Origin of the sequence: Thalassotalea sp. SU-HH00458 (assembly GCF_040362795.1) — a bacterium.
Classification (GTDB): Bacteria; Pseudomonadota; Gammaproteobacteria; order Enterobacterales; family Alteromonadaceae; genus Thalassotalea_H; species Thalassotalea_H castellviae.
The window spans coordinates 97,902-123,132 of sequence record NZ_BAABWW010000005.1; the positions used below are offsets into that span (position 1 = coordinate 97,902).

Annotated in this window: 22 protein-coding genes; 15 read left to right on the top strand and 7 right to left on the bottom strand. The window is 38.3% G+C overall.

Annotated elements, in window-relative coordinates:
• Nucleotides 1-137: 137 nt before the first annotated feature.
• The 4 genes from ABXH06_RS09230 to glpG all read left to right on the top strand — a co-directional run bounded on the left by ABXH06_RS09230 (nt 138) and on the right by glpG (nt 3,692).
• Nucleotides 138-1,346 (top strand): glycine C-acetyltransferase, encoded by a 1,209-nt coding sequence (locus ABXH06_RS09230; protein ID WP_311581663.1) that lies wholly within the window; start codon nt 138-140, stop codon nt 1,344-1,346.
• A gap of 10 nt (nt 1,347-1,356) precedes the next feature.
• The gene (gene tdh / locus ABXH06_RS09235; protein WP_353518056.1) at nt 1,357-2,385 is read left to right on the top strand and encodes an L-threonine 3-dehydrogenase; all 1,029 of its coding nucleotides are present in this window, start codon (nt 1,357-1,359) and stop codon (nt 2,383-2,385) included.
• Between the two features lie 90 nt (nt 2,386-2,475).
• Nucleotides 2,476-2,820, top strand: a complete 345-nt coding sequence (glpE, locus tag ABXH06_RS09240) for a thiosulfate sulfurtransferase GlpE (protein WP_432280236.1) — start codon at nt 2,476-2,478, stop codon at nt 2,818-2,820.
• Nucleotides 2,817-3,692: a rhomboid family intramembrane serine protease GlpG gene (gene glpG / locus ABXH06_RS09245; protein WP_353518057.1), complete on the top strand. Its 876-nt coding sequence runs from the start codon at nt 2,817-2,819 to the stop codon at nt 3,690-3,692. The genes glpE and glpG overlap by 4 nt, the downstream gene beginning before the upstream one ends.
• 32 nt (nt 3,693-3,724) lie before the next feature.
• Here glpG and ABXH06_RS09250 read toward each other — a convergent pair whose 3' ends face one another.
• On the bottom strand, nt 3,725-4,108 hold the full coding sequence (locus ABXH06_RS09250) for a flagellar basal body-associated protein FliL (RefSeq protein ID WP_311581657.1): 384 nt from the start codon (nt 4,106-4,108) through the stop codon (nt 3,725-3,727).
• Between the two features lie 204 nt (nt 4,109-4,312).
• On the opposite strand from ABXH06_RS09250, the gene ABXH06_RS09255 reads away from it, so the two are divergent.
• Nucleotides 4,313-4,897: a chorismate--pyruvate lyase family protein gene (locus ABXH06_RS09255; RefSeq protein WP_353518058.1), complete on the top strand. Its 585-nt coding sequence runs from the start codon at nt 4,313-4,315 to the stop codon at nt 4,895-4,897.
• Nucleotides 4,894-5,769 carry a 4-hydroxybenzoate octaprenyltransferase gene (ubiA, locus tag ABXH06_RS09260; protein WP_353518059.1) on the top strand — a complete coding sequence of 292 codons (876 nt, stop codon included), beginning with the start codon at nt 4,894-4,896 and terminating at the stop codon, nt 5,767-5,769. Before ABXH06_RS09255 ends, ubiA begins: the two co-directional genes overlap by 4 nt.
• Nucleotides 5,770-5,874: 105 nt before the next feature.
• On the opposite strand, the gene plsB is transcribed toward ubiA, so the two are convergent.
• Nucleotides 5,875-8,316, bottom strand: a complete 2,442-nt coding sequence (plsB, locus tag ABXH06_RS09265) for a glycerol-3-phosphate 1-O-acyltransferase PlsB (protein ID WP_353518060.1) — start codon at nt 8,314-8,316, stop codon at nt 5,875-5,877.
• A gap of 157 nt (nt 8,317-8,473) precedes the next feature.
• On the opposite strand from plsB, the gene ABXH06_RS09270 reads away from it, so the two are divergent.
• The 3 genes from ABXH06_RS09270 (at nt 8,474) to ABXH06_RS09280 (ending at nt 13,404) form a co-directional block, all read left to right on the top strand.
• Nucleotides 8,474-8,947: a LabA-like NYN domain-containing protein gene (locus ABXH06_RS09270; RefSeq protein WP_353518061.1), complete on the top strand. Its 474-nt coding sequence runs from the start codon at nt 8,474-8,476 to the stop codon at nt 8,945-8,947.
• Between the two features lie 176 nt (nt 8,948-9,123).
• Nucleotides 9,124-9,804 (top strand): transporter substrate-binding domain-containing protein, encoded by a 681-nt coding sequence (locus ABXH06_RS09275; RefSeq protein WP_353518062.1) that lies wholly within the window; start codon nt 9,124-9,126, stop codon nt 9,802-9,804.
• A gap of 102 nt (nt 9,805-9,906) precedes the next feature.
• Nucleotides 9,907-13,404, top strand: coding sequence for a hybrid sensor histidine kinase/response regulator (locus ABXH06_RS09280; protein ID WP_353518063.1), 3,498 nt, complete (start codon nt 9,907-9,909; stop codon nt 13,402-13,404).
• Nucleotides 13,405-13,416: 12 nt separating this feature from the next.
• Here the strand turns inward: ABXH06_RS09280 and ABXH06_RS09285 are convergent, their stop codons facing one another.
• The 3 genes from ABXH06_RS09285 to ABXH06_RS09295 all read right to left on the bottom strand — a co-directional run bounded on the left by ABXH06_RS09285 (nt 13,417) and on the right by ABXH06_RS09295 (nt 17,316).
• Entirely contained in the window at nt 13,417-14,085 is a 669-nt protein-coding gene (locus ABXH06_RS09285; RefSeq protein WP_353518064.1) for a substrate-binding periplasmic protein, read from the bottom strand.
• 156 nt (nt 14,086-14,241) lie between these two features.
• Complete coding sequence (locus tag ABXH06_RS09290; RefSeq protein ID WP_353518065.1) at nt 14,242-14,910, bottom strand: response regulator; 669 nt, start codon at nt 14,908-14,910, stop codon at nt 14,242-14,244.
• Between the two features lie 75 nt (nt 14,911-14,985).
• Nucleotides 14,986-17,316, bottom strand: coding sequence for a TonB-dependent receptor (locus ABXH06_RS09295; RefSeq protein WP_311581863.1), 2,331 nt, complete (start codon nt 17,314-17,316; stop codon nt 14,986-14,988).
• Nucleotides 17,317-17,595: 279 nt separating this feature from the next.
• Here ABXH06_RS09295 and ABXH06_RS09300 point away from each other — a divergent pair, with 279 nt between their 5' ends.
• From ABXH06_RS09300 to ABXH06_RS09320, 5 genes are all read left to right on the top strand, one after another.
• The gene (locus tag ABXH06_RS09300; protein ID WP_353518066.1) at nt 17,596-18,891 is read left to right on the top strand and encodes a GntP family permease; all 1,296 of its coding nucleotides are present in this window, start codon (nt 17,596-17,598) and stop codon (nt 18,889-18,891) included.
• A gap of 18 nt (nt 18,892-18,909) precedes the next feature.
• Nucleotides 18,910-20,088 carry an E22 family MetX-like putative esterase gene (locus ABXH06_RS09305; protein WP_353518067.1) on the top strand — a complete coding sequence of 393 codons (1,179 nt, stop codon included), beginning with the start codon at nt 18,910-18,912 and terminating at the stop codon, nt 20,086-20,088.
• On the top strand, nt 20,088-20,855 hold the full coding sequence (locus tag ABXH06_RS09310) for a 3-hydroxybutyrate dehydrogenase (RefSeq protein ID WP_311581633.1): 768 nt from the start codon (nt 20,088-20,090) through the stop codon (nt 20,853-20,855). The genes ABXH06_RS09305 and ABXH06_RS09310 overlap by 1 nt, the downstream gene beginning before the upstream one ends.
• Before the next feature lie 63 nt (nt 20,856-20,918).
• Nucleotides 20,919-21,638 carry a CoA transferase subunit A gene (locus ABXH06_RS09315; RefSeq protein WP_311581631.1) on the top strand — a complete coding sequence of 240 codons (720 nt, stop codon included), beginning with the start codon at nt 20,919-20,921 and terminating at the stop codon, nt 21,636-21,638.
• Between the two features lie 2 nt (nt 21,639-21,640).
• A complete protein-coding gene (locus ABXH06_RS09320; RefSeq protein WP_311581629.1) occupies nt 21,641-22,297 on the top strand; it encodes a CoA transferase subunit B in 657 nt (218 codons plus the stop codon).
• 59 nt (nt 22,298-22,356) lie between these two features.
• Here ABXH06_RS09320 and ABXH06_RS09325 read toward each other — a convergent pair whose 3' ends face one another.
• Both ABXH06_RS09325 and ABXH06_RS09330 read right to left on the bottom strand, forming a co-directional pair.
• The gene (locus tag ABXH06_RS09325) at nt 22,357-22,968 is read right to left on the bottom strand and encodes a DUF938 domain-containing protein (protein ID WP_353518068.1); all 612 of its coding nucleotides are present in this window, start codon (nt 22,966-22,968) and stop codon (nt 22,357-22,359) included.
• Between the two features lie 23 nt (nt 22,969-22,991).
• Nucleotides 22,992-24,116 carry a GNAT family N-acetyltransferase gene (locus tag ABXH06_RS09330; RefSeq protein ID WP_311581625.1) on the bottom strand — a complete coding sequence of 375 codons (1,125 nt, stop codon included), beginning with the start codon at nt 24,114-24,116 and terminating at the stop codon, nt 22,992-22,994.
• A 220-nt stretch (nt 24,117-24,336) separates the two neighbouring features.
• Here ABXH06_RS09330 and lexA point away from each other — a divergent pair, with 220 nt between their 5' ends.
• On the top strand, nt 24,337-24,960 hold the full coding sequence (gene lexA, locus ABXH06_RS09335; protein WP_311581623.1) for a transcriptional repressor LexA: 624 nt from the start codon (nt 24,337-24,339) through the stop codon (nt 24,958-24,960).
• The last annotated feature ends 271 nt before the right edge of the window (nt 24,961-25,231 follow it).

A 25,231-nucleotide genomic window follows, 5' to 3' on the forward strand; every position in this document is an offset into this window, starting at 1 on the left:
AATTTACATAATGACAGATAAATATGTCAATTTAACACTAAAAATTGTCAAATTTATAAATTATGTCACTTTTTTTGTGATCTCGACTAGGCTGATAATGACCTTCAACAAGTTAGCTCAATTATTAAGGACTGAAAGTGAAAAATTCTTCAGCAAAAAATGACTTTTATCAACATTTATCAAGTGAAATCGCGCAAGTAAAATCTGATGGTTTATATAAAGCTGAGCGAGTGATCACGACCGCTCAACAAGCAAAAATTGCTGTTAATACTGGTGAAGAAGTTGTTAACTTTTGTGCCAATAATTATTTAGGGCTAGCTAATCATCCTTCGTTAATTGCTGCAGCCAAAGCAGGCTTAGATGAGCATGGCTTCGGTATGGCATCTGTACGTTTTATCTGTGGTACGCAAGACATTCATAAAACGTTAGAACAAAAACTATCAGCCTTTTTAGGCATGGAAGATACCATTTTATATTCGTCGTGCTTTGACGCTAATGCCGGTTTATTTGAAACTTTATTAGGCCCTGAAGATGCGATTATTTCTGATGCCTTAAACCATGCTTCTATTATTGATGGTGTGCGTTTATGTAAAGCAAAACGTTATCGATATGCCAATAACGATGCGGTTGAGTTAGAAAAACAATTAATTGCTGCTGATGAAGCTGGGGCACGTTTTAAGTTAATTGCAACCGATGGTGTTTTCTCGATGGATGGCGTGATTGCAAATTTAAAAGCGGTTTGTGATTTAGCCGATAAATATAACGCTATGGTCATGGTTGATGATTCACATGCGGTTGGTTTTGTCGGTGAACAAGGACGAGGTAGTCATGAATACTGTGATGTCATGGGACGTGTTGATATCATCACAGGTACATTAGGTAAAGCAATGGGCGGCGCTTCAGGCGGTTATACGTCTGCAAAAAAAGAAGTGGTTGAATGGTTGCGTCAACGCTCACGCCCATATTTATTTTCTAATTCATTAGCGCCAGCGATTGTTAATGCATCGATTCAAGTGATTGACTTACTTGCCGAAGGTGATGAGCTACGTAAAACCTTAAAGGATAACGCGAGCTATTTCAGAACTAATATGGAAGCGGCTGGCTTTACTTGTGGCGGTGCTGATCATGCTATTATTCCTGTGATGTTAGGTGATGCGCAAGTGGCCAGTGATATGGCAGACCGTTTATTAAGCCAAGGTATCTACGTGATTGGTTTTTCATTCCCTGTGGTGCCAAAAGGTCAAGCACGTATTCGAACACAAATTTCCGCCGCACATAGCAAAGAGCAGCTTGATAAAGCGATTGCGGCTTTTACCACTATTGGTAAAGAAATGGGCATAATTTAAGGGGATCAGGATGAAGTCATTAGCTAAGTTACATGCCAAAGAAGGTATTTGGATGACTAAATCGGAGAAACCTCAAGTAGGCCATAACGATTTATTGATCAAAATTAAAAAAACAGCAATCTGCGGTACCGATATTCATATTTATAACTGGGATGATTGGGCGCAAAAAACGATTCCAGTTCCTATGGTTGTCGGTCATGAATATGCCGGTGAAGTTGTTGGTATTGGCCAAGAAGTAAAAGGATTTTCTATCGGCGATCGCGTCTCTGGCGAAGGGCATATTACCTGTGGCCATTGCCGAAATTGTCGAGGTGGTCGTACCCATTTGTGTCGAAATACCGTGGGGGTTGGGGTAGATCGTGAAGGCAGTTTTGCTGAATACTTGGTTATTCCCGCCTATAACGCCTTTAAACTTCCTGATGAAATTTCAGATGATTTAGCTGCGATTTTCGACCCTTTCGGTAATGCAGTGCATACCGCATTATCTTTTGATTTAGTCGGAGAAGACGTGTTAATTACTGGTGCCGGTCCTATCGGTATTATGGCAGCAGCCGTGGCGAAACATGTTGGCGCAAGGCATGTTGTGATCACCGATGTAAATGAATACCGTCTTGATTTAGCAAAAAAAATGGGCGCAACTCGTGCAGTGAATGTTAGCCAAGAAAACTTAAAAGATGTCATGAATGATCTAGGCATGACAGAAGGGTTTGATGTGGGTATGGAAATGTCTGGTGTACCTATGGCCTTTACCGATATGCTTGCCAATATGAATAACGGCGGCAAAATTGCCATGTTAGGCATACCAGGAAACGACATGGCAATCGATTGGAGCCAAGTTATTTTCAAAGGATTAACAATAAAAGGTATTTATGGTCGCGAAATGTTTGAAACTTGGTATAAAATGGCAAGCTTAATTCAATCGGGATTAGATCTGTCGCCTATCATTACTCATCATTTTAATATCGATGATTTTCAACAAGGTTTTGATATCATGCGTTCAGGTTTATCAGGTAAAGTAATTCTTAACTGGGAAGATTAATTAAGCAGTCACCTCTACAGTCATATCGTAGACTAAATAAATTGCGGGATTTATCCATAAGTACTAGTGAGAATAATAGGAGTATGAAAAGTGAGTGAAGCAGGTTTTAAACATATGCATATCAGCGAATTACATGCGGTGATTAATGATAAGAGTCATGTGGTGGTTGATATTCGAGATCCTAATTCATTTCAGGCTGGTCATATTCCTGATTCAATTCATTTAACGAACGATAATTTATCAACTTTTATTCGTGAAGCAGACATTGACGCGCCTGTGGTCGTTTGCTGCTATCATGGTAATTCTAGTCAACAAGCCGCTCAGTTCCTGCTTAGTCAAGATTTTACGGAAGTTTACTCACTTGATGGTGGCTTTGTTGATTGGCAATTACATTATCCTGATTTGGTCGCTTCAGGAAGTAATGCAGATTCATGACGGGTTCATCACATTCTTTACAACCGCTGGTTAGTGTTCATCAACATAATATTGCCCTGCTATTCTCAAACTATTTAATCAGCCAAAATATTGAAAGTGCCGTGCAGATTGAAGATGAGCAGTTTGTGATTTTATGTTCACCTGAACGATACGAACAAGCGCGCGAGATTTTCAATGAATTTATTGAAAATCCTCATGATGTGAAATATCAACAAGCGGCTTGGCAAAGCAGTGAAACCACAAATATTGTGCAGAATGGTCCTTCATTCATTTCGACCTTCAAACAGCAGTTTTTAGCACATGCTGGTGTTGTGACGTTAAGCGTTTTCGCTTTGTGCTGGTTGATTTATCTGGGCAGTATTTTAGGTTGGCAAATGACCATATTTAACGAAATTCATTTCTTTAATAAACTGAGCGTAGCCCATTTTTTTGAAAATCCTTTTCGTTTAATCGGGCCGGTTTTCTTTCATTTTTCATTATTACATATTGCCTTTAACACCATGTGGTGGTGGCAATTAGGTGGCAGTATCGAAAAAGTGATGGGCAAAGCCGAGTTGATCCAGTTATTTTTGTTGTCGGCTATTGTATCAAACCTCGGCCAATTTATAGTTTCAGGTCCAAATTTTGGGGGCTTGTCAGGTGTTGTTTATGCTGTGGTGGGTTACGTTTGGTGGGCTGGTTGGTTAGCACCGGAAAAAGGTTTAGTGTTATCTAAAGCCATTATTGGTTTTTTATTATTTTGGTTGTTACTCGGCTTTGTTGATGTGTTGCCGGTGAAAATGGCCAATACAGCGCATTTATTAGGGTTAATATCAGGATGTTTTTTAGCTTGGTTAAGGTTTGCCAACCCAGCTAAACATATTGAAAAGTAGCCGATTTTTCAGCTACTTTTTATTGACATTGCTTAGTTATCTAGCCATTGCGTAAACAGTAATTTTTTGATTAATGGTTGTCCGGTTTCTTTGGTTAATAAGCTTTTTACTTGCTCTTCACAAAGCTTTTGTATTTCATGGCGACCATTAATGGATTTAATCTTTGCTTCTGGTTGTTGACCAATAATATTAATAATGGCATCACGTAATAACGGAGAATGGTGTTCTACTGCTTCGAAATTGGACGAATCTTCAATCATCAATTCAACGGTGAGTCTGACATAACCCATCTTCTTTTTTACCGCGACATAATTGGTAATGATCTCAGGTTCGAAACCAAAGTAAGCATAGTCGGCCGCTTTTGTTTGATTAACGGTGATTAGTGTGATGAAAAGTATAAGAAAGCTTTTAAGCATATAGACTACGTCCTAGAAAAATAAAAGTTACGATAAGTAATGCTAAGTTATCGGCATTAATTGTAGCGATTTTAGTGAAATTTTTCATTTTATTTATTTTAATAATCAGAATTATATTGAAAGTCGCATACCGTCAGTGGTTTGGCTAGAAATAAAAACCTGATATCATACGCGCGCTTTCGTCGTAAATGGTTTAAATATTTCATGGTACAACAAACTCAACCTCATCATTTATTTCCTGTGCAGTTGCATACAAAATGGTGTCGAGAAAACCCCACCCAATTAAATCTTTATCTTCAAGACTGGTTATTAGATCCGAGTTCGTTAACGGCAAGATTAAAGCAACACTGTCAAGATTTTCGAGTGCAAGTGTTAGGGCAATGTATTGAAACCTGTTCTGTAGATGAGAGTAACGAAGATATCCTCGCTGGTGAAGAAGTGTTGGTGCGAGAAGTACTGCTTTTTTGTGATAATAAGCCGCAAGTTTTTGCCCGAAGTTTATTACCTTTACGATCATTAACAGGCAAGGAAGCGCATTTAGCTAAATTAGGTGAGCAATCGTTAGGGCAAGTAATATTTAACCACCCAGAACTCAAACGTAAAGGTATAGAAGTGGCAAGTTTTGATCAGCAGTCTAAGGTAGCTGAACTAGCGAGTTATTATCAACTAAGTGTCGTTGATCCTTTATGGGGTAGACGTTCTGTCTTTGTGGTCAATGACAAACCATTAATGGTGGCGGAAGTCTTTTTACCTAACTCTTTTGCCTATCAAGATAAAGTTAACCAATGAGTATCAATCAAAAACAAGCTTGGTCAAATAAGTGGCTGGCAATTAAACAAATTACCCGTATGGATAAGCCTATCGGCACTTATTTATTATTGTGGCCAACCTTTTGGGCATTGTGGATTGCCGCAGATGGCTTTCCTAATTTGCATCTTATTTTGGTTTTTTCACTCGGCGTTTTTATTATGCGAAGTGCAGGCTGTGTAATCAATGACTTTGCCGATAGAAAAGTGGATGGCAAGGTAAAAAGAACAGCCCACAGACCTTTAGTTTCAGGAGCTATGACCAGTGAACAAGCATTAAGCTTATTTGCTTTTCTCATTGGTGGCGCGATTGCGCTAGTGTTAACCCTCTCCCTTTATACAATTTATTTATCGATGATTGCGTTGTTGTTAGCGGCAAGTTATCCCTTTATGAAACGTTATACCCAATTACCCCAAGTGGTTTTAGGGGCTGCTTTTAGTTGGGGAATGATCATGGCATTTGCCGAACTGCAAGGCGAGATCCCTGTTGTGGCTTGGTTATTATTTTTTGCCAATGTATTATGGACAGTCGCCTACGATACTATGTATGCCATGGTTGATCGTGACGATGACTTGAAAATAGGGGTGAAATCCACGGCTATTTTGTTTGGCAAACATGACAAACGCATTGTTGGCTTTTTGCAATTAATGACCTTAGCGCTGTTATTTACCGTCGGTGATATTTTAGCGTTTGGTTGGCCTTTTCAATTAGCGTTAGTTTTAAGCGCAGGGTTATTTTGTTATCAACAAATGCTGATTGTAAATCGGGATAGAGACAATTGCTTTAAAGCGTTTTTAAATAACCACTGGGTTGGGTTGATTATATTTGTCGGTGTTTACATTGAATACTTATAACGAAGCAACCAATCGACAAGCTTAGCCATGATTTATATAAAAGTGACGCTGATTAATGCTGTTATGCTAAAAGCACTAACGTGATTAAAAAGCGTCGTTACCTCGTTACCGTAAAATACTTTGTAACACGGAAATATCCACTAAATTAGTCACATATGAGCGGGTAATATCTAAGGTACTGTTGGCCAGTAACAAACCATCTTCATCCGTCTGTATAAGCCCTTCATCACGCATTGCATCAATTAACGTCATTTGTGTTTTCTTATCAATAAATTCTGCGGCATTGATACTATTTAACACCGTTAAACGTTTGGCAATAGCGACCACTTTTTCGACAAAATCGTTTTTATTGATGGGCGATAAACGATTGATGAGGATTGAAATGATCGTAAGTCTTTGTAATGTTTCGTCAGCGCACTCACCGAGTAAATTAATACTACTGAGAGTCTTATTCTCATTAATCAATGACCAAAAGCCTGCTTTACTTTGTTTTGCCGTGTTAAGCGAAGCGAGTGTTGCAAGCACCTGAGAAACTTGTCGAGATATTTCATCACAACTTTGCCATAAAAATAAATCTCGTTTAAGCAACACCAGAATATGCTGTACCTGTTTTTCTAATTCTTGTTGCGATATTTTGGCATTTTTTTCTAAAATTCGACAAACTAAAGCTGGCAGCATAAAAGCGTGCAAAATATTATTGCGGTAATAGCGCATTTCCAATGCTGCCGACTCGCTCAGTGAAATGATGTCGCCAAAACTATCTTGATCGACCGTGACTTTATTTAAGGTAATTGCATCATTGAGTAGTTGTTCACCATTTTGCTCTGGTAAAGTTAGTTCCTCACTATAGGGGGCTTGTTTTTGAATCGCTAAAAAGAAATCCAATTGAATTATAAGCTCTTGACGAGACAAAGCTTTGTTTTTAGTTGCCAGTAAAATTAAGGCAATTAGTGATACGCCATTTAACGCCGCACACTTGTTGATGGCAACCATCACTTGATCAGCTAACACGTTAACGCTAGGGGTTAACCAGCTTGGTTTTTGTGGATCGATGGCATCTATATCATCTTTCCAGTTTGGCACTTGCTCGGTCAAAAACTGATTGATGTTAATTGGGGTGCCAAAGTTGACGAATCCTTTACCATAATTGCGCAGGTTTTTTATGGCTTTAAACACTCCAAATACTGATTCATTTTTCTTTTTACTACCGCTTAATTCTTTATGGTAAGTACCCACTTCCATGACATGTTCATAGCCTAAATAGACAGGCACTAAGGTGAGCGGGCGATTAATTCCTCGTAAAAGGCTCTGAATGGTCATTGCTAACATACCCGTTTTAGGATCTAATAACCTGCCCGTTCGACTTCTACCACCTTCTGAATAGTATTTCACTGAATATCCACGTTCAAATAATAAGCCTAAATATTCACGAAAAATTGTGGAATACATGCGGTTACCGCGAAAACTACGACGAATAAAAAAAGCACCAGCTTTTCTGAAAATAGGGCCAGCAGGCCAAAAGTTTAAATTGATACCGGCGGCAATCCTTGGTGTGACTAGGCCTTGTTGATAAATAATATAAGTGAGTAATAAATAATCCATATGGCTGCGATGACAAGGTACATAAATGATTTCATGACCATCATCGGCAAGTTCTCGTAAGGTATTCGCATTGTTGACCTCAATACCTTGATAAAGACGATTCCATAGCCAGTGCAACACGCGTTCACCTACTCGAACCATGGATTCGCGATAATCACCGGCTATTTCATCCATGATTTTTAAGGCGTGTTTTTTGGCAACGGCTTCGCTTTGTCCTTTGCTTTCCACTTCGTCTTGTATTAATTTTTTAATCGAAGGATTTTTCATTAATGCTTTAAACATTTGTTGTCGGTGCATTAATCTTGGTCCTGTTGCCGCAATTTTTTGACGATGAAAATGAAAGCGAGCAACCCGTAATAATTTTCGTGCGATTGCATCGTCAGTTCCATGTTTATCTGCCATATAGCGCAATGACAATGACTGGCTAAAACGTACTAGGGTATTTCTTCCTAGAAATAACACAATAAAAAATTTACGTAACCAGCTTGGCGATTCTTGGTCGGCGAGTATGGTACCTACATTGGCGTTATTTTTTTCAATGGTAGGTTTTCTGCCCCACACTAAATTAGCGGGGATCAGTTGTACGTCAAGCTGTGGGTTGTTTTTATGTAATGCTAATAGTGCTAGGCCTTGCTCTTTCGCTTTTCCTTTAATGGCGCCTTTTGAAAAGAGTACTTGGCTTGGTTTTTCTAAGCAAAGCGTGCGCTGGAAAGTTTTACCATCAATGGTGATGGTCTCTAAAGGATCAGGAAAATTTAATTTTTTACAGGCTTTTTGTAGCGTTAATAAATCGCTTGCCGATTGATGTCTTACAATATAAAAAATGGGTTTATTGTGATTACCTTGTTGAGTTTCAAGGACTTTATCGGCAACGATCCGACATTTTACCCATAATTGAACGGGAAATTTTAATAGCATATAAAAAAATGAACGTAGTGCTAACATCTTGTTTTTCTCAGACTTATCAGAATAAATAGTGTAGCATTAATCAAAAGACTTGTCTTATTTCGAACTAGGATTGCATCAAGTGTTTTACTTTTTCAATTTAGCCTAATAAAGCGAGTGTCATTGATTAACAAGGTTAGGCCTTTAAAGGATCCAAGTGAATAAAATTGCCGTTTTTGTTGACGTACAAAATATCTACTACACCACGCGAGATACTTTTGGGCGTCAGTTTAATTATCGTAAGTTTTGGCAACAATTAAGTGAGCAAGGTGAGATTGTTCATGCTAACGCCTATGCGATCCAACGGAGTGATGATGCTCAGCATAAATTTCAAAAAGCATTAAAACATATTGGTTTTCATGTAAAACTCAAACCCTTTATTCAACGTGCTGACGGCTCTGCCAAAGGTGATTGGGATGTAGGGATCACAATTGATGTTATGGAATTGGCCCCTGAAGTTGATACTGTCGTGTTATTATCAGGCGATGGCGATTTTGATTTGTTGTTAAAAAAAGTAGCTGAAAACTATCAAGTGACCACGCAAGTTTATGGGGTCACGGTGTTAACGGCTAATTCACTTATCAATGCCGCAACAGACTTTTTCCCTATTAATAATGACTTGCTTCAGTAAATCATTGTCTTTTTAATACACAAATCTATAAGAATCAGGCATGATAAGAAAGGCGTGATTGACTAGGAATAATCATTTTGAAGACAAGAATAACAAAGCTAATCACTTATTATTTGAATTGCTTTGCGATTATTTTCATCATATTTAAGTCGTCAATCTCTCATGGGGAAGAGTTAGTGATTGGCCTCGGCAATTTTCCTCCATTATTTTCAACGCCTGGTTCTCCTGCTTTATTTAAAGATTTAATCGATGGTGTTTATCGATATATTCCAAACAAAACAATAACCTATCAATATATGCTTTCTAATGCACGTTTAGAAATGGGGTTAAATATTAACGCATTAGACGGTGCGGCTAATATCGTATCAAATCAATATATTACCGGTTGCATTACCCAGCCACTGTTTGGCTTTTCAGATGTTGCGATTAGTAAAAAAGTGAATGCATATCAAATAGAGGATATTTCAGTCTTATCAAAATATTCTGTGGTGTCATATCAAGGAGCGACAAAGCTATTAGGTGTGGCTTATAACAAGGCAATTTCACAGGCTTCATTTTATAAAGAAGTTTCGAATCCGATGGATCAAGCAAAATTACTTGCCAATGATCTTGTCGATGTGAGTATTGGCGATAAGTATATATTTCTACATAGTTTAAAACATTGGACTCATGGTACTAATGATGCCGCCGATTATCAGATCCATCCTATCTTTCCGCCTGTGGTTAGTTCAATGGGATTTAATCAACAACAGTATTGTGATGAATTTGATCAAGCCTTAGTTAAATTTAAAGCCAGTGGTGAATACCAACAGGTTTACGATAAACATCTAAAACGTTTAGGTTTTATTAAAGAATAACTGTACCTGTTAGGTGATCAAGCATCTGTTACTTTCGAACTATTCGCAATAATTTATGAATCACTTATGATAGTCGTTAAATAATAAAAATAATTCGCTGATATGCTGCCAATTTCAATATTAGTCTTACTGACATTTTTCTACTTAATTCTGCTTTTTGCGATTGCTTATCTCGGCGATAAATACACTATATCGTCGAAAGCTAAGCCCGTAGTTTATAGTTTAGGTTTAGGTGTTTATTGTACTTCTTGGGCATTTTATGGTGTGACAGGACAAACCGCTAAAACAGGTTGGTGGCTAACACCTACCTACACTGGCGCCATTATCGTGTTCATTTTAGCGTGGCCATTAGTGCTAAAAGTTGCACGAATTTGTCGGGAGCAATCGCTGACCTCATTGGCTGACTTTATCTCTTCACGCTACGGAAAATCTTCAAGCTTAGCAGGTCTCATTACCATCACGGCTTTTTTTGCCATTATTCCCTATATTGCACTACAGCTTCGAGCGATAACCAATAGTTTTAATGTTGTAACACTAAACTCACCCGCACTAGATAATATTGATGTGACGTTACTGTTTACGGTGACATTAGCGGTGTTTGCGATTTTATTTGGTACCCGACGAATTCGCCCTTCTGAGCATAATCCCGGCTTATTGTTGGCGATTGCCTTTGAATCGATCATTAAGCTTTTTACTTTTTTAGCGATTGGCTTTTTTGTCTGTTATGTGATGTTTGATGGGGTGAATGATTTATTTACTCAAGCGGCTAATAATCAAGCAGTACAAAGAATAAGTTCACCGCCGAGTTATGTTTATATCACTCAAACCATCTTAGGCATTTTAATGATGTTCTGTCTGCCTCGACAATTTCATATGGCCTTTATCGAGCAAGACAATGAAAAAGAGCTTAATACTGCTCGTTGGCTATTCCCTTTGTATATGATTGCCTTAAACATTTTTGCATTACCCATTGCCTATGCCGGATTAATATTATTTGATGGCTCAACGGTTGGCTCAGACAGTTTTATGTTGCAACTGCCTATGTTGGTAGAAAATGATTTTATGACTATTGTTTCTTATCTCGGCGGATTTTCTGCCGCCACAAGTATGGTGATTGTGGCAACGATTGTACTGAGCATAATGGTGTCAAATGATTTAATAACGCCAAAATTATTAGCCAATGAAAGTGGCTTACATCAACAAGAGCGATTAAGTCCTAATAAACTATTAATTATACGCCGCATTACTATTGTGGTGATATTACTGGCGGCTTATGCCTATTATCGAGTAACGTCTAACACGCAATTATTAGCCGTGACAGGTTTAATGGCAATGTCTTTGGTTGCACAATTTTCTCCGGCATTATTATTGGGATTAGTATGGCGAAAAGCCAATATGAAAGCAGCCTACCGGAGTATTGTTGTTGGTACGTCATTATGGGCATATACCTTATTATTACCTTCATTAAATAAAACTTTTATCAACATTGACGGTTTAATCGAGCAAGGCTTTTTAGGTATTACTTGGTTAAGACCCACGATGATGTTTGGCTTAGAGCTCGACTTTATTTCTCATGGTGTTGTGGTGAGTTTAGCATCAAGTTTGGCGGTTTTTGTTTATTATTCATTAGTGAGTGCTCCTGATATCAGTGAGCAAATGCAGGCTATTCATTTTATTGATTCTGATAATCAACAAAAAAATAATCAGCAAAGAACTTCGCCATTGACCGTGCGTGATTTATACAATTTAGTGGTGCGCTTTTTTGGACAACGATTCGCCGATAAGTTGTTAGCAAAATATTTTCAATCAAATAGCATGAATTGGGAACATATTGCCCCTGTGACTTTTGAGTTAGCGGTAGAGCAAGAACTAGCCGGTGTTATTGGTGGGGCATCTGCTAAATTACTATTAGATTCAGCGAAACGACGACGCCATGCGTTATTAAATGATGTCGTTGATATTGTCGATGAGGCCAGCGAGCTTTTACGATTTAATCGATCATTATTGCAAGCCACAATTCAAAATGTAGAACAAGGTATTTCTGTGGTGGATAAAGACCTGAAAGTCGTTGCTTGGAATCGGCGATATATTGAAATGTTTGATTACCCTGAAGCGGAAATCTTTGTCGGTCGACCGGTCGAAGAAGTACTGAAATTTAATGCTAAACGTGGCTATTTTCCTAATTTGTACGGTGAGCTTGAAATTGCTAAGCGTATTGCTTACTTAGAAGAAGGCAAATCATACCGGTTTCAACGGGTGCAAAAAAATGGCAAGGTCTATGAAATGTCTGGTAATCCATTACCCGGAGGGGGATTTGTCACTACCTACGCTGATATTACTGAATTTGTGAAAACGCAAAAGGCACTGGAAGAAATTAATGCCCATCTCGAGTCACGCGTTGAAAAACGTACCTTAGATTTACAACAAGCTAATCAACATTTACAAGAAGCAAAGTTAGACGCTGAGCAGGCAAATATTAATAAAACTAAATACTTTGCGGCGCTAAGTCATGACTTGTTGCAACCGTTTAATGCGGCAAGTTTATTTTCGTCTATTCTGGCAGAGAAAACCGAAGATAGCACTTTAGCTGATCACCTCGACAAAAAAGAACTACGTGAACTCAGTCAAAATATTCATAATTCGTTAAGTAATGCTGAACAATTATTAAGTTCGATTTTAGAGTTAACTAAATTAGATGCCGGTGCCACTCAGCCGGTTGTTGAAGATTTTCATTTCGACGAATTTATTCGCCCTATTTGTGATGAATTTAAGCTTATAGCTGAGAACAAAGGATTAATATTTGAAGAAAAGTTATGTGCTGTCGGCACGCGTTCAGATAAAACTTTACTTCGTAGAGTCTTACAAAACTTATTGTCTAATGCCGTAAGGTATACTGATAACGGTAAAATTACTTTATCGATAAAAGAGACTAAAGGTTCACTTAAACTCACTATTTCAGACACAGGTATTGGCATTGCAGAAAAAGATAAGGTAAGGATATTTAACGACTTTGAACAAGTAGAAAAACGACTTGTAGAAAAAAACCATCAAGAAGTTGGACTGGGATTAGGATTAGCGATCACGTCGCGTATTTGTAAAATTTTAGGTATTGAGTTCGAATTATCCTCTGAAATAGGGAAAGGCAGTCAATTTTCATTATATTTACCGGTGATCAATATTAAAAGCCATTCGATAGCACCGAAACAAACCACTACTATCGTGAGAAAAGATTTAGTCGGTTTACGGGTTTTAGTGATAGATAATGACGCGCCAGTACTGCTGGCGATGCAAAAACGCCTCACCGAGTGGGGTTGTGTGGTTTCAACAGCGAAAGATCAACAAGAAGCTTTGCAGCAGTGCGAGAAAGCACAGCCTGATATCATTGTTGCCGATTACCATTTAGATTTTGGCAAAACAGGCGTTGATGCCGTTGTCTTTATCAACGACAAGCTTCAAACGAATATTCCTGTGATTATAAATTCGGCTGATCATTCTGAAGATATTCATGAACAGGTCGTTGCCAATGGTTTTATGTTTATTCATAAACCGGTAAAACCTGCCGCGTTAAAACGAACCATTAAAAAACTCGTTGCGAGTTAAACCGTCAAATGATTAATAGCTTTTAAGGTGATTTTGCCAAGCTTTATCAAATTGTAAATCTTCAATAATTGGAGCAATATGTTGATAAACCTCTGAATATTTTAGCGGAACAAGAATTCTTCTATCGTATATATCATGTGGTTTTTTTGATAAATGAAACTTATTTTTCCATGGGTTTTTCTTGAGCATGTGATCAAAGGTCGAGCGACTAATGACCGCCACGTCGATGCGTTGATTCAACAACATCGAGAATAAGTCAACTTCATGGGCCGTATTCACTTCAATGATCCGCTGTTTAGCGATTAATTCACTGATCCCGTAATAGTAAAAGCCTCTTACACCACCAAACACTTTACCCTCAAGTGATTGTGGCTTAATAAATTCAATGGATTGTTGTATTAACGAAACAATTTCATCTCGATCACTAAAGATACGAGGGGTCCAATGATACTTTAATTCTTCTTTATCTGAGAACCATACTGGATTTACGCCGAGTAAAATGCCGTCAAGTGTATTACTTGCTAACATTCGTTCAATACGCTTACGCGGTATAGTCACTATTTCAAAGCGGTATTTAGCGCTTATGGTATTTAAACGTCGGGTAAAGTCGTAATACATACCTTGCTTTTTAGTCGCATTTGTTACTAAAGGCGGTTTTTCTTGATAGGTATAAACAGTCACCAAAGCCTTTTCTTCAGCAAGCAGCAAAGAACAATAAAATACCGGTAAACAGAAAAGTAGCGTTTTAATACAAGTGATATTGTTTATCCATCAATCGGACGATTTATAGATATTACTATAATTAACTTATTATTAAATGACTTTTTGACTGTAAGTTTATTGTAGGCTTGTGTGATTATTTGGTGTTTGTTTTAGTTTTTGAAAAAGCGTACTTGCTTGTGTTCTATTATTCACTTCAAATTTTTGCAGAATGGCTGAAACATGATTTTTAACGGTCGGCTCTTGTATATTCATTTCATAAGCAATTTGTTTATTCAATAAACCATCGGCAATCATTTGCAAAACTCGATATTGAGCTGGGGTTAATTTGCTTAGTTTCTCGGCAATTTCTTTTTCTTCGGAAGGTGTCTCGGTTGATAAATTGATCCCAGGCGGTAACCAAGTTTCACCATCTAAGACAAAATCTATCGCGTCAGAAATTTCATCGAGGGAAGCTGATTTTGGTATATAACCACTTGCTCCTAAATCAATGGCACGATTAATAATATTGGCTTCTTCTGTCGCCGATACCATGACAACTTGTATATCTGGATAAGCGTTTCTGATAGTCGCTAAGCCGGTAAAACCATCATTGCCAGGCATATTTAAATCAAGAAAAATTAATTCTATGTCTGGATTTTCTTGGATCACATCAATAATACTGTTGAAAGATTCTGCTTCAATAATTTCACTGAAAGGTAATGATTTTTTTGCCGCTTGAGTCAGTGCTGCACGAAATAATGGGTGGTCATCTGCAATGGCTAACTTCACAAATTCTATACTCATGTTTGACCTTAATACATTTATTTAAACACGAAAGAATAGAGGGGCGCTAGTATAACGCCCCCGATATAGGCGATTTTAGAATCTATACCCTAGAGTTAAGTGAATAGTACGTGGGTCGGCAAAGTAACCAATTAAGGTCGTATCACCACCTAAACCAGCACCATAAGTACCATCACCATTGTCTACGGCAAAGTTATAACCACCAACCATCACTTCTTCATCGGTTAAGTTTTTACCATGTAAACCACCGTACCAATTACCTTCGGTACTTTCCCAAGTTATGCTTGCATTTACATTGCCATAGCCGTCTTGGGTTAACATGTCGCTATCTTCAAATAAAAGATATTCGTCACGGTAGTAATATCCGCCACTAAAGACAAAATAACCTATGTCAGTATCTAAGGTATAATTTGCTGCAAGGTTCATTGTGTACTTAGGTGTGTTAGATATGCCAACTAATGGCACGGCTACCGTAGGATCATCTTCTATTTCTGAATCAATATAACCGAAAGAAAAGTCGATTCTTAAATCATCGGTTGCAGCCCAAGTAACTTCAGCTTCAACCCCGTCACCAGTCGAACCTTTGATGTTACCTAAGTTTTGATTCAATACCGTTAGATCATTGGCATCAGGTGTGATGGTAATATATTGACGATCTTTGTGGTCAATAGAGAATAATGTCACGTTGGTACGTAACTCATCGTTCCAATCTTTCTTGATACCAAATTCGATAGTATCAACAATTTCTGGATTTGCTGCCATTTCGTTTAACGTTGCACGTGGGTTAAATGTACCTGATTTAAAGCCTTGTGAATAACTGGCAAATATCATGGTGTCTTTATCCATTTGATATTCAAGACCTACACGCGGTGAAAACTGAGACCAATCTGCTTTTTTAGGCGCATCTAATGTGCCATCGCCATTGGTATCTTCACCTAGTACTTGTGGGAAAGTGATACTCGGGTCTCTGGTGTAGCCGTCAATCCAACCAGAACTTGGGTAAACGTTTGAAAAAGCGATACCGTTGTTTACGTAAGCTTCTTTATCTTCTTTGGTATATCGTGCACCCAATGTTAATGAAAGCTTTTCTGATAAATCGATACTACTTTGTAGGTATATCGCGCTACTTTCACTGTTGTTACAACCCGTTACTTCACGCGTTAAACCTGTGGCACCTAATGAAGCGCCATAAGCTGCGCGACCTAAGAAACCTAAAATGGCATCGAAATGGCCACAAGATTCACCATCATATAAATATAAGCCACCAACAATGCTATATCCTTCACCATTGTACGATGCTTGTAATTCATGGCTGTTATTTTCATCATCATAGAAAGCTGGTACGTCAAAAATATCTAACGGGGTATTGTCAAAATCAATGTTGGTATCTGAATACCCGTCACGAGAAGTCGCGACATATTTCAAGGCTAAATTGTCAGACGCTTGCCAATTGACCATAAAACTTAATCCAGATAATTCAACACTATTTTCAGTTGGCATACTGGTATAAGAATCAAAAACATTATTAGGCACAGGAGCATTGGTTAATAAGCTTGGTAATAAACGGTAACCGCCCTTAGCGTTTGAGTCGTCTTGGGTTTTATCCCATGCTAAGCGCATAAATATATCATCAGTAGCATGATATTCTAAGGTTAAACGTGCAGCTGTTAAGTCCTTGTTGTAGTTTTCTTTATCTTGATTCGGTAAATCAGAAATTAAAAACTCGCCAAACCCATCTCGATTTAAATTCGCGTAACCAAAACCTAAGTAAAGGGTATTTTCAACTAAAGGCATTTGCCCAGTCATTTTTAAATCTTTTTGATTATAGCTGCCAAGTGTCCCTTGAATGTCAAATTCAGCATCACCAGACATTTCTTTAGTGACATACTTAACGGCACCACCAATCGTGTTTTTACCGTATAAAGTCCCTTGTGGACCACGTAATACTTCGATACGTTCAATATCTAAAAGATCTAATACCGCACCTTGTGGTCTAGCTAAGTAGACGTCATCAACATAAATACCAACACCTGGTTCATAACCCCAAAGTGGATCTTGTTGACCAACACCACGTATAAAGGCTGTTAGTGTAGAGTTAGTACCACGGCTGGTTTGCAGTGTGGTGTTTGGCGAGAAACGTTGTACTTCTGTCATCACAGAAATACCATTTTCAGCTAACTCGGCTGCGCCAACTGATGTCATAGCAACCGGTGTTTCTTGTAAGTTTTCAGTCGTTTTACGGGCGGTTACTTCGATTATTTCTAAACCAGCCACTTTCTTTTCTTGAGATTCTTCTGCCGCATAAACTGCAGAACTCATAAGTGTTGAACTAATAGCTATTGCACACAGCGATTTGCTAAAAGTGTTTTGAGACGACTTACTTTGAGCCGTTTTTGATGTAAACATTGATGTATTCATGTTTCTCCCCGATGGATATTCTTTCTTTATAGTTTTATTTATTGCAGTGATTGTTTTTCAGTCATTAGTTAATCTAGCTTAAGCACATCCATCTGTATGTGGTACTTAAGTACTATACCTTTTTATCACCCTGTAAAGCACAATGAAATTGAGCATTTAAGGTGATTATTTTCCATAAGCTATCATCTTATATTACTCATGAGTTTTGTTAGTGAGAGATCTCTTCAGTCAAATTGATTTAATTAAAACAATACTCAGGAATTACTTATGTTAAGTATGTTTGGCTTAGTCGGAGGACTCATTTTATTAGTGGTTCTCACGATGAGGGGCATGAATTTATTCATTAGCGCTCCTTTATGTGCGTTACTAGTAGCCCTTAGCAATAATATGGCGTTACTTACTGGCGATACTTATTTTGTTAGCACTTATATGTCTGGCTTTACAAGTTTTATTGCCGCGTGGTTTTTTATGTTTTTACTGGGTTCTTTATTCGGTAAATTTATGGAAGATACCGGTGCCGCAGACAGTGTTGCTCGCTATATTGTTGATAAACTCGGCATGAAAAAAGCGGTTTTTGCGGTTGTTGCCGCGTGTGCCATTTTAACTTACGGTGGCGTAAACTTATTTGTTGTTGCATTTTCGGTTTACCCAATGGCACTAAGTTTATTTAAAGATGCTAATTTACCGCGCCGTTTCATTCCGGCAACTTTAGCTTTTGGCTCGGTCACGTTCACGATGACTTCTGCTGGTTCGCCTGAAATTCAAAACTGGATCCCGATAAAATATCTAGGCACTACGCCTTATGCTGGTTGGGAAGTGAGTTTAGTGGTCGCAATATTTATGGCGCTATTTGGTTATTGGTGGTTAAAAAAACTGATTTCCAAAGCGATAGCCAATGGGGAAGTTTTTGAACACCGTGAAGATGATCCAGAAATTCCTCAACGAGATTACCCTCATCCCATTACTGGTGTTATTCCACTGTTGGTGGTCTTAACATTATCATTTAGCTTACACAGCTATTTTGGCCATAATGCTTTGATTGTTGCATTAGCCGGTGGAGTGATCAGTATTTGGTTGATCAATAACAAATATTTTCACAATCTAAATAATGCTATTTCTGAAGGTACAAACGGGGCATTGATTGCTATTGGTAATACCGCTGCCGTCGTGGGTTTTGGCGCTGTAGCAAAATCAACAGAAGCATTTCAAGTGGCAGTAAACATTATGACGCAAATGCCTGGCAATGAATTAATCGGTGCCGCTGTTGCCGTAAGTGTTATAGCAGGGTTAACAGGTTCGGCCTCAGGAGGCCAAGTGATTGCCTTACCATTACTTGCACCTCATTATATTGATCAAGGGGTGAATCCTGAACAATTACATCGGGTAGTTGCCATAAGTTCTGGCGCTTTAGATACCTTGCCACATAATGGTTATGTTGTTACTACCATTCGTGCTATTTGTAAGGAAACCCATGCCAGCGCGTATTGGTCGATGTTTGCTATGACCGGCGCAGTTCCATTGTTAGGCTTAATACTTGCCATTGGCTTGTTTATTTTTATTTAGTTTTTGATAGGAAATACTATGAATATAAGACTTCTTCTTTTAGCTGCAACTTTGCTGTTATCAGGATTTTGCTTTGCAGACGAAGCTAGTAAACCATTATTGGTTACTAAGCAAAAATTTACACTGGATAATTTTCAAACCTTTGGCGGTAAAAATATTGCGCAAGTAAACGTTGGGTGGGAAGCCTATGGCACGTTAAATCAAGATAAAAGTAATGCTATTTTGATTACTCATTTCTTTTCAGGAAATTCACATGCTGCTGGTAAGTATAATGAAAGTGATGCCTTGCCAGGCTATTGGGATAGCATTATTGGCCCAGGTAAAGCCATTGATACCGATAAATATTATGTCATTAGTTCTGACACTTTGGTGAATGCCAGTGCGTTCGATAAAAACGTTATAACAACAGGGCCTGCAACGATTGATCCTAAAACAGGAAAACCTTACGGATTAACCTTTCCTGTGGTCACTATTCGTGATTTTGTCAATGTACAAAAAGCGCTCATCGATAGCTTAGGTATTAAAAAATTACACGCCGTTGTGGGTGCCTCTATGGGCTCGTTGCAAGCTATTGAATGGTCTGTTGCTTATCCTGATATGGTTGAACGTATGATTTCTGTTATTGGCGCGGCAGAAATGGATGCGTGGTTAGTCGCGGGGTTAGAGTCTTGGGCTGCACCGATAAAAGCCGATCCTAACTGGAATGGTGGTGATTACTATCAAAGTGAAGCACCAAAAAGAGGATTGCAATTATCTTTAGCAAGTATCACCCAAGATGCAATGCACCCAGCTATTTTCAATGCGTCAAACCCTACACATCAAGCCATTAATCAAGCGGCATTAAATGATATTAACGCTAATTTTCCGGTGGTTGATTGGCTTTATGGCGCCGCGGGGGCAAAGCTCGATATTATTGATGCCAATCATGTTTTATATCTTGTCAGAGCCAATCAATTGTTTATTGCCGGTCATAATAATGACCTTGCCGGAAGTTTGAAAAAAATTACCGCTAAAACGTTATTTTTGCCAGCTGCCAATGATTTAGTTTTGTTTCCTTCTATGGCTAAAAAAGCGCATGAGCTTATTGGTGAAAATAGTCAGTATGAAGAAATTCAAGGCATGTGGGGGCATTTAGATGGTCTCTTTTCAATCAGCAGTAAAGCAAAAACCATTGCAACATTTTTGGAGAGTAAATAATGAAAAACATGACCGCCTTAATAACTGGAGCAGGTAGTGGTATTGGTTTCGGTGTTGCTCAGTCGTTGGCTGAAAAAGGTGCGAATATCATTATCACTGATATGAATGATGAAGCGGTTTTATCTGCCCAGCAAAAATTGGCTGAAAAAGGCTTAACTGCAAGAGGCATTAAACTAGACGTTACCAATGAACAAGATATCGAAAATTTACTCGCAGCATTAGCTGATACAACCGTGGACATTTTAGTCAACAATGCCGGTATACAGCATGTTTCACGTTTAGAAGATTTTCCCATGAATGTTTGGCAAAAAATTGTTGATGTATTACTGACAGGGCCGGCGCGAACCTGTAAAGCTTTTATGCCCAAAATGCGGGAAAACGGCTTTGGCAGAATTATCAATATTGGCTCAATACATGGCTTAGTTGCTTCGCCTTATAAGTCTGCATATGTGGCAGCTAAACATGGCTTAATTGGTTTTTCGAAAGTGATCGCTTTAGAAACATCTGATACTGACATTACCATCAATACAATTTGTCCTGCCTACGTTAAAACGCCATTAGTTGAAAAACAGATCAAAGATCAAGCGCAACAACATGGCATTAGCGAAGAAGACGTCATCAATAAAATAATGCTAGAGCCTATGCCGAAAAAGTCGTTTATCGATATTGACGAAATCTGTGCCACGGTGTGTTTTTTGGCGAGTAAAGAAGCAAGAAATATGACCGGCCAAGCCCTTGTGCTTGATGGCGGTTGGACAGTGAAATAATTCCATTAAATCGCTTTTTGAAAGCAATAAGCAATTTAATTTACCAAATATAGGAACAAAAAAATGGCAGGTTTTAATAAAGTTGTCGCTAACTATCAAGAAGCGATGGCAGGCTTAGAAAACGGAATGACAGTCATTGCTGGCGGCTTCGGTTTATGCGGCATTCCTGAAAACTTAATCAATGAAATTAAGCGTAAAGGCACTAAAGATCTTACGGTGGTTTCAAATAATTGTGGTGTTGATGATTTTGGTTTAGGGGTGTTACTTGCCGATCGTCAAATTAGCAAAATAGTGGCGTCATATGTAGGTGAAAATGCTGAGTTTGAACGACAAATGATGAGTGGCGAATTAGCCGTTGAATTAACACCGCAAGGAACTCTTGCTGAAAAAATGCGGGCTGGCGGAGCGGGCATTCCTGCTTTTTTCACTGCTACAGGTGTTGGTACACCAGTGGGAGAAGGTAAGGAAGTACGTACTTTTAATGGCAGAGAATACTTGCTGGAAGAGGGCATAAAAGGTGATTTCGCGATTATCAAAGCGTGGAAAGCGGACAAATACGGCAACTTAGTTTATCGCAAAACAGCGCGTAATTTTAATCCAATGGCGGCAACCGCAGGAAAAATCACGGTCGTTGAAGTTGAAGAAATCGTTGAACCAGGTGAACTTGATCCAGACCAAATTCATACCTCAGGTATTTATGTCGACCGTCTGATTGTCGGCACCTTTGAAAAACGCATTGAACAGCGAACGATTCGTCCTTCGCAGCAAGAGTCAGGAGAATAAAAATGGCGTTAACTCGAGAACAAATGGCAAAGCGCGTTGCTCAAGAATTACAAGACGGTTATTACGTTAATTTAGGGATTGGTATTCCTACTTTAGTGGCGAATTATATTCCTGAAAATATGGAGGTTATGCTGCAATCAGAAAACGGCCTTCTGGGCATGGGACAATTTCCTACGGAAGATGAAATTGACGCCGATTTAATAAATGCCGGTAAGCAAACGGTTACTATGGCAACCGGAGCGTCTGTATTTTCAAGTGCTGAGTCATTTGCCATGATCCGCGGTGGCCATGTTGATTTAACAGTACTCGGTGCCTTTGAAGTGGATGTGAATGGCAATATTGCTTCATATATGATCCCTGGCAAGTTAATCAAAGGCATGGGGGGCGCAATGGATTTAGTGGCCGGTGCTGATAATATTATTGTTACCATGACACATGCTTCAAAGCATGGAGATTCTAAATTACTCGCCAATTGTACTTTGCCGCTTACAGGTAAAAATTGTATTAAAAAGGTGCTTACCGACTTAGCTTACTTAGAAATTCATCAAGGTAAATTTCATTTATTAGAATATGCGCCAGGGGTTTCTATTGAAGAAATTCAAGCGCTGACGGAAGGTGAATTAATTGTTAGTGAAAACGTAAAAGAAATGCTTGTTTAACCTAGTTCGGCACTTTGGCTCGTTGAAAGTGCCGTTTTTTTTAATTCGTTGCTAATTATTTATTCGCATTTTCTAAATACTAATAAACGGTTATTTGCCGGCATAGTGTGGTCGGTGATTAAAGAAAAACCGGCAGCATTTGCCAAGGTAATTATGGCTTCAAAATCACGAATACCGCTGAGTTGATCACGTTCTTTTAACCACGTATCAAATTGTTGATTACTTGCGCTAGTAAATTTACCTTGGTAGTTAAATGGTCCGTAAATACATAAGGTTCCGTCTTTCGCTAAATTATTGCCAACGCCTGTGAAAAAGCGTTGTACTAGTGGCCAGCTCACAATATGCAGGGTATTGGCAGTGAAAATACCATCAAAAAAAGGCGTACTGTTGTCGTTAGTAAAAGACCAGTCTTCAGTAAGATCAAGGGTAATAGGCGCGCGAATATTGTTTAAACCGCTGTTAATGACTCTTTGCTGGATAGAAAAATGATTGGTGGCAAGATCACTGGTTTGCCAAATTAGTTGTGGTAAATGTTTAGCAAAATGTACGGCATGTTGACCCGTGCCAGAGCCTATTTCAAGCACCTTGTTTGTGGTACTAAACGCCTGATTTAATACTGATAAAATGGCAGACTTGTTGTTTTCACAGGCCTGAGAAAATGCTAATTCCATCCTAATTTCCTTTTGTTGACGCGTTAGCTTTGTTTAAACGGTAATGCCGCTAAACATTGCTTTTGATAACGCTTTAGTTGTACTCGTTCTTGTTGGCAGTAATTTTTTATCGGCGTTTTGAAGTGTTCATGTTTGATCCAATGATAAGAATAGGTCAATACGGCTTCAAAACCTCGTTGTATTTTATGCTCACCTTGTGTGCCTGGATTAAACATCGCTAATTTATTAGCAATGCAAAATTCGATGCCTTGATAATAACAAAGCTCAAAATGAAGATTTTTCACTGATTCACTACAGCCCCAATAACGACCATATAAATGCTGATGATCATAAAAGAACAATGAACAAGCAATATATTGATCATCTCGACTCGCGATTACCAGTAAAATATTATCCGGTAACGTTTGAAAAATTTGTTGAAAAAAAGCATAGCTTAAGTGCGGCTGATGACCTTTTTTTAAATAAGTTAATTGGTAAGTTAAATAGAAGTAATCTAAATGTTTCTTGGTAATGTCTTTACCGACAAACCGCTTAACCTGAACATCTTGTTGAGCAATTGAACGGCGTTCTTTTAAGGTGTTTTTACGTTTTCTGGCGGTAAATGTTGAAAGGAAATGGTCAAAACTTTGATATTGACGATTAAACCAATGAAACTGAACCGTATGGCGAAGATATACGTCATCAGGTAACTTTTCTTGAGCAGCTTGAGAAATTTCAGGAATAAACAACAAGTGCCAGCTATTGATATCATTTTGCTGGCAATACTCAATCAGTACTTTTATGATTTGCAGATAATCAACCGTTTCGCTTAGGAGCTTGTCATTTGGAATGGGGGTAACAGGAATAGTGCTGACTAACTTGGGATAATAATCTAAACCATTGTGCTGATAAGCTTGTGCCCAGTCCCAGTCAAACACATACTCGCCCCATGAGTGTTGTTTAATATATAACGGGATAATTGCTTGAATTGTTTTATCAGTAGATAAGGTTAAATGATGAGGCTGCCAACCAGTCTTAATACAAATAGACGTACTATCTTCAAGCGCTTTGAAAAATTCATAATGCATCAGTGGGCATAAAGAGTTTTCTACGGCTTGCCATTGGTTTTTGGCAATATCATTAATACTATGATGAAATTCTGCTTTCACGTGGCTCGTATTTTTAAGTGAAACGTTGGCTAAGCATAGCTGATTTTGCTTTCAGATATAATAACCAATGGCGAATAGAGAGGTTTTTATCTCATTCATTTATATAGCATTATGTCTGATATCTCGATTAAGTTTTTTACTTGACTAGTCAGGGTTGCGTTTATTTACAGCCTGTATATACTAACAGTTATAACTGTCAGTATATACAGGAAATTGTCGAATGACTAACCTACGACCACTTACACCACGCCAAGAACAAATTTTTGATCTTATTAAAGAAAATATTTCTCAAACGGGTATGCCACCCACGCGCGCTGAAATTGCCGATTTTTTCGGTTTTAAATCTGCCAATGCCGCCGAAGAGCATTTAAAAGCACTCGCTAAAAAAGGTTACATCGAAATGCTACCTGGCACGTCGCGCGGTATTCGTTTAGCGGAACAGTTTACTGAAGAAGAAGGCTTACCGTTAATTGGTCGTGTTGCGGCAGGAGAACCTATTCTGGCGCAAGAACATGTTGAAGATAACTATAAAATTGACGGTAATTTATTTCACCCTGCAGCGGATTATTTATTGCGAGTAAATGGCGAAAGTATGAAAGATATAGGCATTCTCGATGGTGATTTATTAGCGGTACATCAAACGACTGACGTGCAAAATGGCCAAGTGATTGTTGCGCGAATTGATGAAGATGTAACGGTAAAACGATTTAAACGTGAAGGAAATGTTGTTTATCTTCACGCTGAAAATGAAGATTTCTCACCGATAAAAGTTGATTTAACTTCGCAACATTTTAATGTTGAAGGCATAGCTGTAGGAGTTATTCGTTCTGCCGACTGGATGTAAATTTAACTTTTCCATATTGCTGACTTTTGTTCTCCTCTTTTTAATAAAAGTCAGCAATTTTTTACTTTTTGTCACTTTTCATGCTTTAGCCGAACTTTTATAAAGAATAATTCTTATTTAATCTTAGTATTCTCAAACTAGATTGTTTTTTGATTAAAAAATATTCACCCTCATTTCTACCTGATATTATTTTATTAGAGCAATTGCTTGATTTTTAGCCTATGGCGTCAGGCTATATAAAATGGACTTTTTAACGTTTTAGAGTTGATAC

Excerpts from the sequence above, each read along its gene's own strand:
- tdh (WP_353518056.1), top strand. The coding sequence starts at position 1,357 with ATGAAGTCATTAGCTAAGTTACATGCCAAAGAAGGTATTTGGATGACT.
- glpG (WP_353518057.1), top strand. The coding sequence starts at position 2,817 with ATGACGGGTTCATCACATTCTTTACAACCGCTGGTTAGTGTTCATCAA.
- ABXH06_RS09250 (WP_311581657.1), bottom strand. The coding sequence starts at position 4,108 with ATGCTTAAAAGCTTTCTTATACTTTTCATCACACTAATCACCGTTAAT.
- ABXH06_RS09255 (WP_353518058.1), top strand. The coding sequence starts at position 4,313 with ATGGTACAACAAACTCAACCTCATCATTTATTTCCTGTGCAGTTGCAT.
- ubiA (WP_353518059.1), top strand. The coding sequence starts at position 4,894 with ATGAGTATCAATCAAAAACAAGCTTGGTCAAATAAGTGGCTGGCAATT.
- plsB (WP_353518060.1), bottom strand. The coding sequence starts at position 8,316 with ATGTTAGCACTACGTTCATTTTTTTATATGCTATTAAAATTTCCCGTT.
- ABXH06_RS09280 (WP_353518063.1), top strand. The coding sequence starts at position 9,907 with ATGCTGCCAATTTCAATATTAGTCTTACTGACATTTTTCTACTTAATT.
- ABXH06_RS09290 (WP_353518065.1), bottom strand. The coding sequence starts at position 14,910 with ATGAGTATAGAATTTGTGAAGTTAGCCATTGCAGATGACCACCCATTA.
- ABXH06_RS09295 (WP_311581863.1), bottom strand. The coding sequence starts at position 17,316 with ATGTTTACATCAAAAACGGCTCAAAGTAAGTCGTCTCAAAACACTTTT.
- ABXH06_RS09300 (WP_353518066.1), top strand. The coding sequence starts at position 17,596 with ATGTTAAGTATGTTTGGCTTAGTCGGAGGACTCATTTTATTAGTGGTT.
- ABXH06_RS09305 (WP_353518067.1), top strand. The coding sequence starts at position 18,910 with ATGAATATAAGACTTCTTCTTTTAGCTGCAACTTTGCTGTTATCAGGA.
- ABXH06_RS09310 (WP_311581633.1), top strand. The coding sequence starts at position 20,088 with ATGAAAAACATGACCGCCTTAATAACTGGAGCAGGTAGTGGTATTGGT.
- ABXH06_RS09315 (WP_311581631.1), top strand. The coding sequence starts at position 20,919 with ATGGCAGGTTTTAATAAAGTTGTCGCTAACTATCAAGAAGCGATGGCA.
- ABXH06_RS09320 (WP_311581629.1), top strand. The coding sequence starts at position 21,641 with ATGGCGTTAACTCGAGAACAAATGGCAAAGCGCGTTGCTCAAGAATTA.
- ABXH06_RS09325 (WP_353518068.1), bottom strand. The coding sequence starts at position 22,968 with ATGGAATTAGCATTTTCTCAGGCCTGTGAAAACAACAAGTCTGCCATT.
- lexA (WP_311581623.1), top strand. The coding sequence starts at position 24,337 with ATGACTAACCTACGACCACTTACACCACGCCAAGAACAAATTTTTGAT.